Below are 16,159 nucleotides of genomic sequence, written 5' to 3' on the forward strand. Positions count from 1 at the left end.
CCGTCCGGCGTTTGAGGACGAGGCCCGAAGGGCCGAAAGGGGGGTCTGGGGGCGCAGCCCCCAGGGACGGGACGGGAAGGGGCGGCGGGGGCGAAGAACACCTAGGGAACCACCACGATCTTCCGGCCGACGCCTGCCGCGAACTGGTCCAGGGCCTGGGGGTACCGGTCCAGGGGGAGGCGGTCGCTGATGAAGACGTCCGGGTTCAGCACGCCGCCCGCGAACAGCTCCGCCGCGCGCTCGTAACTGTGCAGCACGGCCATCGACCCGGTGATCGTGATCTCCTGGTTGTAGATCCGGTACGGATCGATCTGCACCCGCGTCGCATAGTCGGCGACCCCGAACTGCAGAAACGTGCCCGCCTTGGCGACCCGCTCCAGCCCGTCCTGGATCGCCGCCGCGTTCCCCGTGGCATCGATGACGAGGTCCCACCCCTGCGGCCGGTCCAGCTCCTCCGGGGTCGCCGCCGCCGCGGAAACCCCCAACTGCCGCGCCGTCTCGAGCCGCGCCGGGTTCAGGTCCACCATGTCCACGCTCGCCGCCCCGGTGCGCTTGGCGAGCTCCAGCATCATCAGCCCCATGGTCCCGGACCCGTAGATCAGCACATGGGCGCCGAGCCGCGACTGGAGCACGTCGTAGCCGCGCACCGCGCAGGAGAGGGGCTCGATCAGCGCCGCGTCCTGGGTGCGGACGTGCTCGGGGAGCTTGACGCAGTTCGCCACGGGCGCCACGGCGTACTGGGCCGCGCCGCCCGCCGTGGTGACGCCGATCGCCGCCCAGCGCTCGCAGAGGTTGTTGTGGCCGGTACGGCAGTAGCGGCACTCGTAGCAGTACAGGGAGGGGTCCACCGCCACCTGGTCGCCGACGGACACCTCCGTGACCTGGGAACCGACGCCCACCACCGCGCCGGCGAACTCGTGTCCCGGCACGATCGGGAGCTTGGGGGCGAACTCGCCCTGCAGGATGTGCAGGTCCGTGCCGCACAGTCCGCAGGCCGCGACCTCGACGACCACATCGCGCGGTCCTGGCGTCGGGTCCGGAACCTCGGCGACGACGGCCTTGCCCACGGACTCGATGACGGCGGCCTTCATTTCACGGCTCCCAACGACAGGCCCTGGACGAGTTTGTCCTGGGCGGCGAACCCCGCGGCGAGCACCGGCAGGGAGATGACGAGCGACGCGGCGCACACCTTGGCCAGGAAAAGGCCCTGGCTGGTGATGAAGCCGGTCAGGAAGACGGGGGCGGTCTCGGCGACCACGCCCGTCAGGACACGGGCGAACAGCAGCTCGTTCCAGCTGAAGATGAAGCAGATCAGCGCCGTCGCCGCGATGCCGGGCAGGGCGATCGGCGCCACCACGCGGCCCAGGACCGTGGGGAGTTTCGCCCCGTCGATCTGGGCCGCCTCGATGATCGCCACCGGTACCTCGGCGAGGAAGGACTGCATCATCCACACCGCGATCGGCAGGTTCATCGCCGTGTACAGGATGACCAGCGCCCAGATGTTGTCGAGCAGGCCCGTGTTCTTGGCGAAGAGGTAGATGGGCAGCAGACCGGCCACCAGCGGCAGCATCTTGGTGGAGAGGAAGAAGAACAGGACATCGGTCCACTTCTTCACCGGCCGGATGGACAGCGCGTACGCGGAGGGCACGGCCAGGAGCAGCGTCAGCAGCGTGGAGACCACCGACGCGGTCATGGAGTTGATCATCGCGGGCCAGGGACTGGCGCCGCCGGTCAGCCCGAAGAACTCGCGGTAGCCGTCCAGGGTCAGCGGGGCGGTAACCGAGGGCGGGTTGGTCGCCGCGTCGGCCTCGGAGTGGAAGGACGTGAGGACCATCCACAGCAGGGGCGCCACGAAGACGAGACCGGCCAGCCAGGCGACGATGCCCAGGGCGCTCGCCCGGAGCCGGCCGCCGGGCCGGGACGGCCGGGCCGGGGCGGTGGGAGTGGGGCCGGCAGTGGTGCCGGTGACGGTGGCCATCAGCGGGACACCTCCTCGCGGAACAGCGACGACACGACGCGCAGCGCGAAGGTCGCCAGGATGATCGAGCCGATCACGACGATGACGCCGGCCGCGGAGGCGAGGCCGTTCTCGTGTGCCTGGTAGAAGGTCTGGTAGATCGTGTACGGCAGATTGGCGGTGCCCAGTCCGCCGGAAGTGATCGTGAACACCGCGTCGAAGTTCTGCACGATGTAGATCGAGCCGAGCAGGACGCCCAGTTCGAGATAGCGGCGCAGATGCGGCAGCGTGATGTGGACGAACACCTGCCAGTCGCTCGCGCCGTCCATCCGGGCGGCCTCGATCAGCTGGGGGTCGCGGCTCTGCAGTCCGGCGAGCAGGATCAGCATCATGAAGGGCGTCCACTGCCATACCAGCGAGGCCTCGACCGCCGTCAGCGGCATCTCGGAGATCCAGTCCGGCTGTGCGGCTCCGTCCCCGCCGATCGCGTGCAGGATGCCGTTGAACAGGCCGTACTCCGGGTTGAACAGCACGTGCTTCCACAGCAGTGCGGCGGCGACCGGCACCAGCAGAAACGGGGCGATGAGCATCGTGCGCACCGCGGCCCGGCCGCGGAAGCGCCGGTCGAGGAGCAGCGCGAGCAGCAGCCCGAGGAGCAGGCTCACCAGCACCACGGTGACGGTGAGCAGGATGGTGGTCCAGATCGACTTCCGCAGGGCGGGGTCGCTCAGCACCTCGCCGTAGTTGGCGAAGCCGGCGAAGCGGCGGTCGTCCGGGTAGAGGGCGTTCCAGTCGAGGAACGAGATCACCAGCGTGGCCACGAAGGGCAGCTGCGTCACGACGATCATGAAGATCAGCGCGGGCAGCAGCGGGGCCCGGGTGGCCCAGGCGCGTATGCGGTTCGGCGGCGGCGCCGCCGCGCGCGGAGGAGCGGCGGCGGGCCGGGCCGTCTTCGTCAGGGTCACGATGCCTCGTACTTCTCGGCGACGGCCTCGGCGAGCTTCTGGGCCTTGGCGAGGGCGCTGTCCACCGACTGGCGTCCGGCGATGGCGGAGCTGATCTCCTGGGAGACCTTGGTGCCGAGGTCGGTGAACTCGGGGATGCCGACGAACTGGATGCCGGGCGCGGGCCGGGGCTGCACACCCGGGTCCTCGGGCCTGGCGCTCGCGATCGCGTCACGGGTCACATCGGCGAAGGCAGCCGCCTGCTCGCGATACTCCGGGATGTCGTAGGTCGAGGCGCGCTTGCCGGCGGGCACGTTGGACCAGCCGATCTTCTCGCCGACGAGCTTCTCGTACTCCTTGCCGGACGCCCAGGAGATGAACTTCCAGGCGTCATCGGCGTTGTCGGACGCCTTCTGGATGCCCCAGGCCCAGGTGTAGAGCCAGCCGGAGCTCTCGGTCTTCTCCACCGGTGCGGGGACGTAGCCGATCTTGCCCTTGACCGGGGAGCCGTCGGCCTCCAGGGAGCCGGCGCCGGCCGTGGCGTCGTACCACATGGCGGTCTTGCCCTGGGTCATGTTGTTCAGGCACTCGGCGTAGCCGGCCTGGGCCGCGCCGGCCTCGCCGTGCTCGCGGACCAGGTCGACGTAGAACCGCGTGGCCTCCTTGAACTCCTTGGAGTCCAGGCGGGGGGTCCAGTCCTCCTCGAACCAGGTGCCGCCGAAGGTGTTCACCACGGTGGTCAGCGGGGCGATGACCTCACCCCAGCCGGGCAGGCCGCGCAGGCAGATGCCTTTCATCCCGGGCTCGGCGCCGTCCACCTTCCCGGCGAGTTCGGCGACCTCCTTCCAGGTGGGCTTCTCGGGCATGGTCAGCCCTTCCTTCTCGAGGACGTCCTTGCGGTACATCAGGAAGGAGGACTCGCCGTAGAACGGCTCGCCGTAGAGCTTGCCGTCCTCCCCGGTGAGGGCCTTGGTCATCGGCGGCAGGATGTCGTCCTGGTCGAAGGCGCTGTCGCCCTTGACGTGGGAGTCCAGGTCGTGGAGCCAGCCGTTCTCGGCGTAGATGGGGATCTCGTAGTTGCTGAGTGTGGCGACGTCGTACTGGCCGGCCTGGTTGGCGAAGTCCTGACTGATCTTGTCTCTGACATCGTTCTCCGGCAGCACCGTGAAGTTCACCTTGATGCCGGTGTCCTTGGTGAAGTGGTCGGCGGTGAGCTTCTGCAGCTCGACCATCTGCGGGTTGTTCACCATCAGGACGTTGATGGACCGGCCGTCGGACGATGCGGACCCGCCGGCGCCCGCACAGGCGGCGAGTGGAGTGATCAGCGCCGCTGATGCGGCCATGGCGAAGAGGCTGCGGGGTATGCGTCGGCTCTCGGTTCGCATGCGGTACTCCTGGCTGTATCTGGACAAAACGGCAGCTGTGGGGTGGTGCGGGCCCGCAAGTGGGCGTGGCAGCGGGGACGTGTGACGCGGCGGCTCGGCCGTCAGACGCGGATGACCTGCGGGCCGAGCAGGGAGTGGCGGTGGGCCTCGGAGGCGGGGAGCAGGGTGCTGGTGACGATCGCTTCCAGTGCGCCGATCTCGGCGAAGCGGCAGAAGCTGACCGCTCCGAACTTGGTGTGCACCCCCGCGAAGACGGTCCGCCGCGCCGACCGAATGGCCTGCGCCTTCACCTCGCTGACCGCCGGGTCGGGCGTGGTCAGCCCGTGTTCGCGGGAGATGCCGTTGGCGCCGATGAACGCCAGGTCGATGACGAATCCGGCCAGCATCTTCGTGGTCCAGTGGTCGACGGTCGCCAGCGTGCCGGAGCGCACCCGGCCGCCGAGCAGCAGAACGGAGAAGTTCTCGGCCTCGGCCAGGGCACCCGCGGTCGGCAGGCTCGCGGTGACCACGGTCAGCGACCGGTCACGGGGCAGGGCCTCGGCGATGAGCTGCGGGGTGAAGCCCTCGTCGATGAAGACCGTCTCGGCGTCGCCGAGCAGTTCGGCCGCGGCGGCCGCGATCCTGCGCTTCTCGGGGACGTGGCTGGTGGCACGGAAGGCGAGCGTCGTCTCGAAGCCGGCGCTTTCCACGGGGCAGGCGCCGCCATGGGTGCGGCGGAGCAGGCCGTGGTCCTCCAGGACCCGCAGGTCCCTGCGGACGGTTTCCCGGGCCACGCCCAGATCGGTGGCGAGCGCGGTGACCTCGATGGAGCCGGTGGCCCGTGCCGCGCGGACGATCTCCCGCCGGCGCTCCTCGGCGGTCTTCGCCGCTCTGGCCGTCGTCATCGCCGACACCCGCTTCCGTACGTTCTTCCTTGCCTGATCGCCTCCGGCCGGCCGAGCGGAGCTGCCCGTTCGGGCCCGGTGGCGTCCATGGGGCAAGTTGTACAGCGGTGTTCGCCCGCTGAACAGGCCTGTTACGGATCCGATGCTGCCCGCTTGTGCCCGTTTGGCGCGATGGCTGCCCGTCTTCGACCTGCGTGCCCGCAGGCCCTGGACGTGAGTTCGGGCAGTACGGATGCCCGAATGCCGGAGCGGACGGGCCCGTTCGGTGCCCGTCCGCTCCTGTGAAGGGGGTGAATCCGCCGGTACCGGCCGGTCAGTGGGGCCAGATGGGCGGGTCGGTGACGAAGTCGCCACCCAGGCAGGCGTGCGCCGGGTCGTCGGGGGTCGGCTCGCCCTGCTCGACGATCAGCTTCTCGGCGTACGGCTCCGAGTCGTCCTGTGGCTCGTAGCCGAGCGCCCGGGCGGAGCTGAGGTCCCACCACAGGCGGGTGTTGGCGGAGGAGCCGTAGATGACGGTGTGGCCGACGTTCTCGGCGGTCAGGGCCGCGTGGAAGAGACGGGCGCCGTCGGCGGGGCTCATCCACACCGAGAGCATGCGCACGCTGGTCGGCTCGGGGAAGCAGGCGCCGATGCGCACGGAGACGGTCTCCAGGCCGTGCTTGTCCCAGTAGAGCTGGGCCAGGTCCTCGCCGAAGCACTTGGACAGGCCGTAGAAGGTGTCCGGACGGCGCGGGGTGTCGATCGGGATCAGGGGGTCGTCGCCCCGGGGGCGGGGGGTGTAGCCGACGGCGTGGTTGGAGGAGGCGTAGACGATGCGTCCGACGCCTTCCTCGCGGGCCGCCTCGTACAGGTTGTACGTGCCCTCGATATTGGCCTTGAGGATCTTGTCGAACGAGGCTTCGAGGGAGATCCCCGCGAGATGGACGATCGCGTCGACGCCGCGGACCGCCTCGCGCACGGCGTCCCTGTCGGCCAGGTCCGCGACGATCGCGTCGGGTTCGCCGTCGACGGGGCGCAGATCGAGCAGGCGCAGTGTGTGGCCGTACTCCGGGAGCAATCCCCGCATCAGGGTGCCGAGTCCGCCGGCGGCGCCGGTGAGCAGAACGGTACGGGGAGCGGGCATCCTCGGGTCTCCTTACGGCGGCGGCCGTGGCCTTGCGCGGACGCGCTGGGGAGGTGGGGCGCGGTCGTCAAGTATCCCGGGCGCATCCCCAGCGTGCCTGTGGTTCTCGCGAATTCGCCGCCGCGGTCACGGACCGCCTTCAGCAGCCGCTCGAACCCTTTAGCAGGTGGGGCGAGGGGCGATCCTGAAGGAGGTCATCTCGTCGTTCAGACTCGGCGAGATGGCCGGGGACGACCCCCAGGGCGGCACCGAGAACATGCAGCCCCGATAGTTCGAGTCGCCGTACAAAGTGACCCAGGACGTGGTGCGATTCCAGTACGACGTCGTCCTGTCGTTCATGAAATCACCGATGTTGGGCACACTCTGTGACGCTGCGTAGAACCGGCCGGTGTAGCTGCTGTTCTGCCACACACAGAAGTACCCAGCTTGACACTGATCGGGTGATGCCGCGGCCGATGGCGCGTTGACGATTCCCATGCCCGCAGCAGTGGCGAATACTGCTGCGGCCGTGGCGAGGCGGACATTGAATGGTTTCCTGCGTAACATTCTTGGTTTTCCCCTCGTTTGGCTGATTTCCCACGCTACCGACCGCATATGCCGGTTCGTGGTGACGGGAACTCAATTTACTGCAAGCAATATGGGAGTTGGTAGGGTGCCACATGCCCCGGGTACTTTACGTGTGGACCATTACGGGCCCGCAGGACTTCTCAGTCAGGTGCTACGAACTGCGTTTATGGCGCTACTCGATAGCGGTTGGCTTCGTAACTCGACGGGCGAGATGTGGCCCACCTCACCATGAAGTCACCGATCACGCGGGGCTTCGGAGGAGGAATGCCGTTGCCGTCAGGGTGGCGCCCAGTGCGGCCAGCAGCAGGCGGTGGTCGGCCAGTTCGACCAGGGCCGCGCCCGCGGCCAGACCGAGGACGTTCGGGGTGAACACCAGGGTGTTGGCCGTGGCGGTCACCCGGCCCAGCAGCGGCGCCGGCGTCTCGTGCTGCACCGCGGTCAGTGTGGCGATCAGCACCGCCGGCAGACCCACGCCGATCCCCGCGCTGCACACCCACGCCAGAGGGTCGTTCGGCACCGCGCGCAGCGCCACCGCGACCGCCAGCACCGCGATGCCGTGCGCCGCGAAGTGCCGGGCGCCGAAGCGGCGCAGGGCCGGGCCCGAAAGCAGGCCGACCGCCACCGAGCCCGCGCCCTGGACGGCGTACAGCACACCGGCGTAGGCGGGGGAGTGGCCGAGGTCCTCCACCACGGCGTAGACCAGTGCGCCGCTGATGCCCGCGCACAGCATCGTGGCGCCGCCCGCCGACACGAGCGGGCGCAGCACCGGGTGCGACCACAGGTGGCGGACCCCCTCGGCGGTCTGCTCCCGGCGGCTGCCCGCCGGCGGTACCGGCCGGTCCTGCCGTACGCGCAGGAACGCGTACACCACCGCGGCCAGCAGGAAGGTGACCGCGTCCAAGGCGGCGACGCCCGCCCCGCCGTACGCCGCGTAAAGACCCGCGCCGGCCAGCGGGGCCAGCAGCTTCATGCCCTCGTTGGCGGTCATGCGCAGCCCGTTGAAGTCGTCGAGCAGGGAGCGGTCCACGGCGGTGGCGATCAGTGCGGACTCGGCCGCGTCCTGGACGGCGCCTGCCGCGCCGTACACGAACAGCACCGCGTACAGCAGCCACAGGCCGTGCGGTGAGTCGACGGTGCACAGGGTGAGCAATAGCGCCGCCATGAGCAGGCTCGTGCCGATCAGCAGCGGCCGTCGGCGCACCCGGTCGGCGAGCGTCCCCAGCAGCGGCCCGGCCAGGGTCGGCGCCCACATCGCCAGCATGCACAGGGCCGCGAGACCGTCCGAGCCGGTAAGGTCCTTGACCCACACCCCCGAGGCCAGCCACAGAGCGGAGGTGCCGAACCCGGAGATCACCACCCCGGCCAGGTAGAGCCCGGCATTGCGGTCCCGCACCACGCGGACCGCCGTCCATGTCGTCGTCATGCCTGCTCATCGTGGTTCCAAGGCGGGGCGACGGGCATCGGGCAGATGCCTCAGGAGGGAGCCCGGGGTGGCGGCCGACGGGCGCGCGCGGTACGTCACCCGGACCATGTGAAGCGGACGGAGCATCCGTGCGGACGGAGAAGAGGGGTTCCGATGGAATGGACGCTCGAAGTGATCATGGTGCCGGTGTCCGACGTGGACCGGGCCAAGGAGTTCTACACCGACCGGTGCGGCTTCCACTGCGACATCGACGTCTCGCCCTTCGAGGGCGCCCGCTTCGTGCAGCTCACCCCGCCCGGCTCGCGGTGCTCCATCGTCCTGGAGGCAGGCCTGCCGACGCCGCCCGGACGGCGGAGGACGGCGCCCGGTTCGCTCCAGGACCTGCAGCTCTGCGTCACGGACATCGAGGCGGCCAGGGACGAGCTCGCGGACCGCGGGCTCGACGTCGGCCCGGTGCGGCACGTGGGGCCGGACGGCTGGGAGGAGGGCAGGGGCACCGAGATCTGGAACTCCTTCCTCTTCTTCGAGGACCCGGACGGCAACGGCTGGGTGGTCCAGGAGGCGCCGAGCCCGCTCGCCGAGCGCTGACGCACACCGCGCGGCCACCGATGAGTTCCAACGGCGGTTCCGGTCCACCCTTCAGGACCTGACCTGACCTGAGTTGTGAGGAGCCGGACATGACCGACACGAGCACCCTTGACCTCGGACCGCAGACGCGTGTTATCGCACATCTCGCCGAGGGGGTGTCCGACGACCAGCTGTCCGGCCCGACGCCCTGTCCGGAGATGGCGGTGCGGAATCTGCTCGGACACCTGCTCGGACTGAGCGTGGCCTTCCGCGATGCCGCGCGCAAGGACCTCGGTGCCACGACCGACACCAGCCCCGACGCGGCCGTACCGGACCTCGGGCCGGGGTGGCGCGAGGAGCTGCCCAAGGTGCTGGACGAGCTGGCCGAGGCGTGGCGGGAGCCCGGCGCCCGCAGCGGGATGACCCGCGCGGGCGGCGTGGACCTGCCGGGCGAGGTCGCGGCCGCCGTCGCCGTGGACGAACTGGTGATCCACGGCTGGGACCTGGCCCGCGCGACCGGCCAGGAGTACACCCCCGACCCCCACGCGCTGCGGGCGTCCCACGACTTCCTCCTCGCCGCCGTGGATCAACCCGGCCGGGACGAGATCTTCGGCCCCGTGGTGCCGGTCCCGTCCGGCGCACCGCTGCTCGACCGGACGATCGGCCTGAGCGGAAGGAACCCGCACTGGGCCCCGGAAGGACGCTGACCCACGCTCCGGGGCTGCGCCCCCGCCCCCGGTCCAGTCGGCAGCTGCGTGCACAGATGAGGAAGATCGAACGGCGCCTGACCCGTCGGCATGCCAATCCGTAATACGAACCACACCTGATCGAGGTTCGGCGCGGGCACAATCAGCCGGCATCCGCCCACCGATCTTCCAGCCATCGAGGAGCAGTCGCATGTCCGAGGCACAGCAGAAGGCCGACCGGCCGGCAGCCGGACCACCCGCGGTGAACGGCATCGACCGGTTCTTCCGGATATCCGAGCGCGGCTCCACGTTCGGCCGGGAGATACGCGGCGGCTTCGCCACGTTCTTCACCATGGCCTACATTCTTGTCCTCAATCCCCTCATCCTGGGCAGCGCGAAGGACAAGTTCGGCGAGCAGCTCGACGCCGTCCAGCTCACCACCGCCACCGCTCTGGTGGCCGCCGTGATGACCGTCATCATGGGCGTCGGGGGCAATCTGCCGCTCGCCCTCGCCGCCGGACTGGGCCTGAACGCCGTCGTCGCCTTCCAGATCGCCCCCCTGATGAGCTGGGACGACGCGATGGGCCTGATCGTGCTGGAGGGCCTGCTGATCTGCGTCCTGGTGGTGACCGGGCTGCGCGAGGCGGTCATGCACGCCATCCCGCAACCGCTGAAACAGGCGATCAGCGTCGGCATCGGCCTGTTCATCGCCCTGATCGGCTTCGTCGACGCCGGCTTCGTCAGCCGCATCCCGGACGCCGCGGGCACCACGGTGCCGGTCCAGCTGGGCAGCACCGGCACCCTCACCGGCTGGCCGATGCTGGTGTTCTGCCTCGGCGTACTGCTCACCGTCGGTCTGCTCGCCCGCAAGGTGCGCGGCGCCATCCTCATCAGCATCGTCACCATGACGCTGGTGGCGATCGTCATCAACTCGCTCGCGGACGTGAGCACCTGGGGACTGACCACACCCGAGTGGCCCGACCAGCTGGTCGACGCCCCCGACTTCGGCCTCATCGGTGAGTTCAGTCTGTTCGGCGCGTTCGGACAGGCCGGCGCCGTCACCGTGGTCCTGCTGGTGTTCACGCTGGTTCTGTCCGACTTCTTCGACACCATGGGCACCGTCGTCGGCGTCAGCGCCGAGGCCGGACTGCTCGACGAGCAGGGCAAGGTGCCGGGCCTCGGCCGGGTGCTGCTCATCGACGGTGCCGCGGCCGTCGCGGGCGGCGCCTCCTCCGCCTCGTCGGCGACCTCGTACATCGAGTCGGCGGCCGGTGTCGGCGAGGGGGCCCGTACCGGCTTCGCCAACCTGGTCACCGGCGGACTGTTCGGCCTGGCACTGTTCCTGACCCCGCTGCTGACCATCGTCCCGCTCCAGGCGGCGGCCCCCGCGCTGGTCGCCGTCGGCTTCCTGATGATGACCCAGGTAAAACACATCGAGTGGGACCGCTACGACATCGCCATCCCGGCGTTCCTCACCATCGCCGTGATGCCGTTCACCTACTCCATCACCAACGGCATCGGCGCCGGCTTCGTCGCCTACGTCGTCATCAAGACGGTGCTGGGACGGGCGAGGGAGGTCCACTGGCTGCTGTGGGCTGCCTCCGCGCTGTTCCTGGTGTACTTCGCGATCGACCCGATCGAGCAGCTCCTCGGCGTCAAGTAGTCCCGGGCGCGCACAGAGACGGGCCGCCCCCGGGGGGAGGGGGCGGCCCGTCCGTACAGACGGCCTGACGGCCCGGAAGGTTCAGTCCCGCAGGGCCGCCTCCATGGCCGCCTTGGCGACCGGGGCCGCCAGACCGTTGCCGCTGACCTCCGAGCGGGCCGCGTTCGACTGCTCCACCACGACCGCCACGGCGACGTCCCGGTCCGAGGAGTCCGACTCGGCGTACGAGGTGAACCACGCGTACGGGATCTTGCTGTTGTTCTCGCCGTGCTGCGCGGTGCCCGTCTTGCCGCCGACGGTGGCGCCGGAGATCCGCGCGTTGGACCCCGTGCCCTTCTCGACGACCGTCCGCATCGCCGACCGGAGCTGCTCGGCGGTCGAGGAGCTGACGATCCGCTCCGTGCCGGCCTCCTCGTCGTAGTCGGTCAGCACATCGCCGCCCCGGTCGGTGACCCGGCTGACCATATGGGGCGACACCATCTCCCCGCCGTTCGCTATGGCCGCCGACACCATCGCCATCTGCAGTGGGGTGGCGGTCACATCGAACTGGCCGATCCCGGTGAGCGCGGTCTGCGACGGCTCCATGTCCGAGGGGTACACGCTGGTGTGGGCGCGCACCGGCACGTCCTGCGTCTCGTCGTTGAAACCGAACTTCTCGGCCATCGCCCGCACCTTGTCCTGCCCCAGGGTGACGGCCGTCTTCGCGAAGACGTTGTTGCAGGAGTACTGGAGCGCGACCCGGAGCGAGGCGTTCTCACAGGGCGCGTCCGGGTTCTCGTTGGTGAGGTCCGTGGCCGTGCCCGGCAGTGTGTACGGGTCGGGGCTGTCGGTCTTCTCGTCCACCGACGTGTACAGGCCGCTCTCCAGCGCGGCTGCCGCGACGACCAGCTTGAACGTCGAGCCCGGCGGGAGCGGCTGGCGCAGCGCCCGGTTGGTGAGCGGCTTCTCCGGGTCCGCCGTGAGCTTCTTCCAGGCCTCCCCCGCGGTGTTGGCGTCGGTCAGCGACTCCGGATCGTACGACGGGGTCGACACCACCGCGAGGATCCGGCCCGTCCCCGGTTCGATCGCGACGGCCGCGCCCTTCTTGTCACCCAGCGCCTCGTAGGCCGCCTTCTGCACCGCGGGGTCGATGGTCGTCACCACGTTGCCCGGATCGGCCCGCCGGTTGGTGACCGTGTCCATCACCGTCTTCAGCCGGGGGTCCGTGCCGTTGAGCAGATCCGCGTAGATGCCCTCCAGGTGCGTCGGTGCGTAGGCCTGCGAGGCGTAGCCTGTCACGGCCGCGTACAGCGGGCCGTTCTGGTAGGTGCGCTTGTACGCGAGATCGCCTCCCTTCGTCCGCGCCGAGCCGGTGACCGACTCCCCGGCCACGATGATGTTCCCGAGCGGCTCCGCGTACGTCTCGATCGCGTTGCGCCGGTTGCCGTTGTCGTCCGCCAGTGCCCGGCCGTCGTAGAACTGCACCCAGGTCGCCCTGATCAGCAGGGCGAACACCAGCAGCAGCGTGAGGACCGCGGCACGTCTGATCGTCTTGTTCATCGCGTTCGGACAGACGAACGGAAGGGGGCACATCGTTCCCTTGCGCCCGGTTTCTCATCGGGTGTTCATGAAGCGCCGCGCGCGGGAGCGGTCGGGTGCGGCGCAGGAAGCCCGCCTCGTAGGCCGCGATGACGGCCTGGGTGCGGTCCCGGGCGCCCGTCTTGGCCGGCACCGACGCCACGTGCGTCTTCACGGTGGCGGCGCCGACCTCCATCCGCCGGGCGATCTCCGCGTTGGTCAGCCCGCCCGCCATGTGCCGCAGCACCTCGCTCTCGCGTCCGGTCAGCCGCGCCACACAGGCGGGAGGCGCGGGGCGGGCCCGCGCGTGCTCGGCGGCCACGGCGCGCACGGCCGCCGGAAACAGCAGGGTGTCGCTGCGGGAGACCAGCCGCACCGCCCCGACCAGGCGTCGGCGTCCGCCCGCTTGAGGAGGAAGCCGGCGGCTCCGACGCGCAGGGCGTCGTACACGTAGGAGTCGTTCTCAAAGGTGGTGACGACGATGATCCGCGGCGGCCCGTCGGCACCGGCGAGGATCTGTTCGGTGGCGCGGATGCCGTCGATCTCCGGCAGGCGTACGTCCATCAGCACGACGTCCGGCCACCGCTCCCGGACCACGGCCACCGCCTCCGCCCCCGTGGCCGCCTCACCGACCACGTCCAGATCCGGCTCGGCGGACAGGATGGCCCGCAGCACGGTGCGCACCAAGCGCTCGTCGTCCGCCAGGACGACACGGATCGGGGCGGCGCCGGTCATGAGGGCTCCTCGAGAGGGGGAGCGGGGGAGCGTGCCGCCGCCGGCGGCCAGTGTCTGCGACATGGGCTCACACTCCCGCGCGGTCACTGGCCGGCGCGTCCCGCGCGGCGACGATCCGCCTCCGCCGCGCGGGGGAGGGCCGGGTCAGCCGTGCAGCGTGAGCACCAGATCGCTGTCGTGCACCGGGCGCAGGGCGGTGTCCACGGGGTCACAGCCTCCGGGTGGCCAGGGTCAGTCGGTCCCGGGCGTCGAGCAGAGCGTCCTTGACCATCTGCTCGTGTGCGGGGGTGAGCCGGGCCACCGGCACCGAGCAGCTGATCGCGTCCCGCGCGGGGGTGCGGTACGGGATCGCCACACCGAAGCAGCGCAGCCCCAGCGTGTTCTCCTCGCGGTCCACGGCGAAGCCCTGCTCCCGCACCAGATGCAGCTCCTCGATGAGCTTCTCCCGGTCGGTGAGGGTGTTCTCGGTCAGGGCGGGCAGCGTCTCCGGGAGCATCGTGCGCACCTGCTCGTCGGAGTACGTGCTCAGCAGCGCCTTGCCCAGCGAGGTCGAGTGGGCGGGCAGCCGGCGGCCGACCCGGGTGAAGGGGCGCAGGTAGTGCTGCGACTGGCGGGTGGCCAGATAGACGACGTTGGTGCCGTCGAGCCGGGCGAGGTGGATGGTCTCGGTGGTGTCGTCCGACAGCCGGTCCAGCGTGGGCCGGACGGCCGCGACGACCTCGTCGCCGTCGATGTAGGACGTGCCCACCAGCAGCGCCCGGACGCCGATGCCGTACCGCGTGCCCGTCGCGTCCGTCTCCACCCACCCGAGCTCCACGAGCGTGCGCAGCAGCATGTACAGGCTCGACTTGGGATAGCCGACGGCCTCCTGAACCGCCGCCAGGGAATGCAGGCCGGGGCGCCCGGCGAAGTATTCGAGCAGTTCAACGGTCCGCACCGCGGACTTGACCTGCGCCCCGCCGCCTGTCCCGCCAGCCGACATCGCCCTTGACCCCCTCATTGGCCGCGAAATAGTCTCCACAGCAGGTTCATCCATGGAGACAGTGTTCAACATACCGAACACCGCTGGTGGATGACGTACATACTGCGGCTTTGCATGCGGCAAGCAGATGAAGGGACCGCCGGTGGCAGCAGCACCAGTCTGGAGTGTCGACCCCCGAACCGGGAAGCAGCGGGAACAGGTTGCGGTGGAGGCCACGGCCCAGGAGGTGGATGCCGCCGTCCGCGCCGCGCACGACGCGCGCGGGGCGCTGACGGACCGCGCCGTCCGCGCGGCCTTCCTGCGCACGGCCGCCGACGAGCTCGAGGCGGTCAGGGACCAGCTCGTCGAAGTCGCCGACGCGGAGACCGCGCTCGGCCCGGTCCGGCTCACCGGCGAGCTCGCCCGTACCTGCTACCAGCTGCGGGCCTTCGCCGGAATCGTCGACGAGGGAGCCTTCCTCGGCGTCGTCATCGACCACCCCGACGACACCGCGACCCCGCCCGTCCCTGACCTGCGCCGCTACAAGATTCCGCTGGGCGTCGTCGCCGTCTACTCCGCGTCCAACTTCCCCTTCGCCTTCTCCGTGGCCGGCGGCGACACCGCGAGCGCGCTCGCGGCCGGCTGCCCCGTCGTCGTCAAGGCCCACCCCGACCACCCCGGGCTGTCCGAGCTGGTCGCCATGGTGCTGCACCGGGCCGCCGCCCGGCACGACATCCCCGACGGGGTGCTGGGCCTGGTGCACGGCTTCGACGCCGGACTGGAGCTGATCAGGCACCCGCTGGTCTCGGCGGCCGGTTTCACCGGCTCGGTCCGCGGCGGCCGTGCCCTGTTCGACGCGGCCGCCGCCCGGCCCGTCCCCATCCCCTTCCACGGCGAGCTGGGCTCTCTGAACCCGGTCGTCGTCACCGAGGCCGCGGCGGCCGAGCGCGGCGAGGCGATCGGTGCCGGGCTGGCCGGTTCCATGACGCTGGGCGTCGGCCAGTTCTGTGTGAAGCCCGGCCTCGTCCTGGCCCCGGCCGGCCCGGCCGGTGACGCGCTGCTGAAGTCCCTGACCGACGCCGTCAGCGACACCGACGCGGGCGTCCTGCTCGACCACCGCATGCGCGACACCTTCGTCGCCGGGGTCGCCGAACGCGCTCAACTGCCCGATGTGGAGTCCCCGGTGACCCCGGGCGCCGGCGGCGAGCACAGCGTCAGCGCGGGCTTCCTCACCGTCCCGGCGAGCCGGCTGGCCCGGGAGGGGGAGCACGACCTGCTCCTGGAGGAGTGCTTCGGGCCGGTCACCGTGGTGGCCCGCTACGAGGACGACAGCGAGGTGCGGGGTGTGCTGTCGCGGCTGCCGGGCACCCTCACGGCGACCGTGCAGCTGTCCGCCGAGGAGGCGGCCGGGAAGGGCCGCGGGGCGGAACTGGTGCGGGAACTGACCCCGCTGGCCGGGCGGGTCCTGGTCAACGGCTGGCCCACGGGCGTCGCGGTCGCCCCGGCCCAGCACCACGGCGGCCCGTACCCGGCGACCACCTCCACGTCCACGTCGGTGGGAGGCACGGCCATCGAGCGGTGGCTGCGGCCGGTCGTCTACCAGGGGACGCCGGAGGCCCTGCTGCCGGAGGAACTGAGGGACGACAACCCGCTCGGCCTGCCCCGCAGGTTCAACGGCAGGCTGGAGCGCTGAGCCTGCTCAGCCCG

At 70.5% G+C, this 16,159-nt stretch carries 13 protein-coding genes and 2 pseudogenes; 4 read left to right on the forward strand and 11 right to left on the reverse strand.

What is annotated here, in order from left to right; all coding sequences use genetic code 11:
• Positions 1 to 101: 101 nt before the first annotated feature.
• The 8 genes and pseudogenes from AB0L56_RS25715 to AB0L56_RS25750 form a co-directional block, all read right to left on the reverse strand.
• On the reverse strand, positions 102 to 1,091 hold the full coding sequence (locus AB0L56_RS25715; protein ID WP_365426957.1) for a zinc-dependent alcohol dehydrogenase family protein: 990 nt from the start codon (positions 1,089 to 1,091) through the stop codon (positions 102 to 104).
• Positions 1,088 to 1,978: a carbohydrate ABC transporter permease gene (locus AB0L56_RS25720; RefSeq protein ID WP_365426960.1), complete on the reverse strand. Its 891-nt coding sequence runs from the start codon at positions 1,976 to 1,978 to the stop codon at positions 1,088 to 1,090. Before AB0L56_RS25720 ends, AB0L56_RS25715 begins: the two co-directional genes overlap by 4 nt.
• A complete protein-coding gene (locus tag AB0L56_RS25725; protein ID WP_365426963.1) occupies positions 1,978 to 2,922 on the reverse strand; it encodes a sugar ABC transporter permease in 945 nt (314 codons plus the stop codon). Before AB0L56_RS25725 ends, AB0L56_RS25720 begins: the two co-directional genes overlap by 1 nt.
• Positions 2,919 to 4,286: a sugar ABC transporter substrate-binding protein gene (locus AB0L56_RS25730; RefSeq protein ID WP_365426966.1), complete on the reverse strand. Its 1,368-nt coding sequence runs from the start codon at positions 4,284 to 4,286 to the stop codon at positions 2,919 to 2,921. Before AB0L56_RS25730 ends, AB0L56_RS25725 begins: the two co-directional genes overlap by 4 nt.
• A 101-nt stretch (positions 4,287 to 4,387) precedes the next feature.
• Positions 4,388 to 5,170 carry a DeoR/GlpR family DNA-binding transcription regulator gene (locus AB0L56_RS25735; protein WP_365426969.1) on the reverse strand — a complete coding sequence of 261 codons (783 nt, stop codon included), beginning with the start codon at positions 5,168 to 5,170 and terminating at the stop codon, positions 4,388 to 4,390.
• 313 nt (positions 5,171 to 5,483) lie between these two features.
• Complete coding sequence (locus tag AB0L56_RS25740) at positions 5,484 to 6,293, reverse strand: NAD(P)-dependent oxidoreductase (protein ID WP_365426972.1); 810 nt, start codon at positions 6,291 to 6,293, stop codon at positions 5,484 to 5,486.
• A 309-nt stretch (positions 6,294 to 6,602) separates the two neighbouring features.
• Positions 6,603 to 6,887: pseudogene (locus AB0L56_RS25745) on the reverse strand (peptidase inhibitor family I36 protein); the annotation flags it as partial.
• 214 nt (positions 6,888 to 7,101) lie between these two features.
• Positions 7,102 to 8,283: an MFS transporter gene (locus AB0L56_RS25750; protein WP_365426975.1), complete on the reverse strand. Its 1,182-nt coding sequence runs from the start codon at positions 8,281 to 8,283 to the stop codon at positions 7,102 to 7,104.
• A gap of 153 nt (positions 8,284 to 8,436) precedes the next feature.
• Here AB0L56_RS25750 and AB0L56_RS25755 point away from each other — a divergent pair, with 153 nt between their 5' ends.
• The 3 genes from AB0L56_RS25755 to AB0L56_RS25765 all read left to right on the forward strand — a co-directional run bounded on the left by AB0L56_RS25755 (position 8,437) and on the right by AB0L56_RS25765 (position 11,199).
• Complete coding sequence (locus tag AB0L56_RS25755) at positions 8,437 to 8,871, forward strand: VOC family protein (protein WP_361035098.1); 435 nt, start codon at positions 8,437 to 8,439, stop codon at positions 8,869 to 8,871.
• 89 nt (positions 8,872 to 8,960) lie between these two features.
• Positions 8,961 to 9,557, forward strand: a complete 597-nt coding sequence (locus AB0L56_RS25760; protein ID WP_365426979.1) for a TIGR03086 family metal-binding protein — start codon at positions 8,961 to 8,963, stop codon at positions 9,555 to 9,557.
• 190 nt (positions 9,558 to 9,747) lie between these two features.
• Complete coding sequence (locus tag AB0L56_RS25765; protein ID WP_365426982.1) at positions 9,748 to 11,199, forward strand: NCS2 family permease; 1,452 nt, start codon at positions 9,748 to 9,750, stop codon at positions 11,197 to 11,199.
• Between the two features lie 81 nt (positions 11,200 to 11,280).
• Here AB0L56_RS25765 and AB0L56_RS25770 read toward each other — a convergent pair whose 3' ends face one another.
• The 3 genes and pseudogenes from AB0L56_RS25770 to AB0L56_RS25780 all read right to left on the reverse strand — a co-directional run bounded on the left by AB0L56_RS25770 (position 11,281) and on the right by AB0L56_RS25780 (position 14,473).
• On the reverse strand, positions 11,281 to 12,738 hold the full coding sequence (locus tag AB0L56_RS25770) for a penicillin-binding protein 2 (RefSeq protein WP_365426985.1): 1,458 nt from the start codon (positions 12,736 to 12,738) through the stop codon (positions 11,281 to 11,283).
• Between the two features lie 103 nt (positions 12,739 to 12,841).
• Positions 12,842 to 13,491, reverse strand: a pseudogene (locus AB0L56_RS25775) (response regulator transcription factor); the annotation flags it as partial.
• 208 nt (positions 13,492 to 13,699) lie between these two features.
• Entirely contained in the window at positions 13,700 to 14,473 is a 774-nt protein-coding gene (locus AB0L56_RS25780) for an IclR family transcriptional regulator (RefSeq protein ID WP_365426988.1), read from the reverse strand.
• A 142-nt stretch (positions 14,474 to 14,615) separates the two neighbouring features.
• On the opposite strand from AB0L56_RS25780, the gene AB0L56_RS25785 reads away from it, so the two are divergent.
• Positions 14,616 to 16,145 carry an aldehyde dehydrogenase (NADP(+)) gene (locus AB0L56_RS25785; protein ID WP_365426991.1) on the forward strand — a complete coding sequence of 510 codons (1,530 nt, stop codon included), beginning with the start codon at positions 14,616 to 14,618 and terminating at the stop codon, positions 16,143 to 16,145.
• Positions 16,146 to 16,159 lie beyond the last annotated feature (14 nt).

Origin of the sequence: Streptomyces sp. NPDC052079, from assembly GCF_040680275.1 — a bacterium.
In the GTDB taxonomy this organism is placed as follows: Bacteria; Actinomycetota; Actinomycetes; order Streptomycetales; family Streptomycetaceae; genus Streptomyces.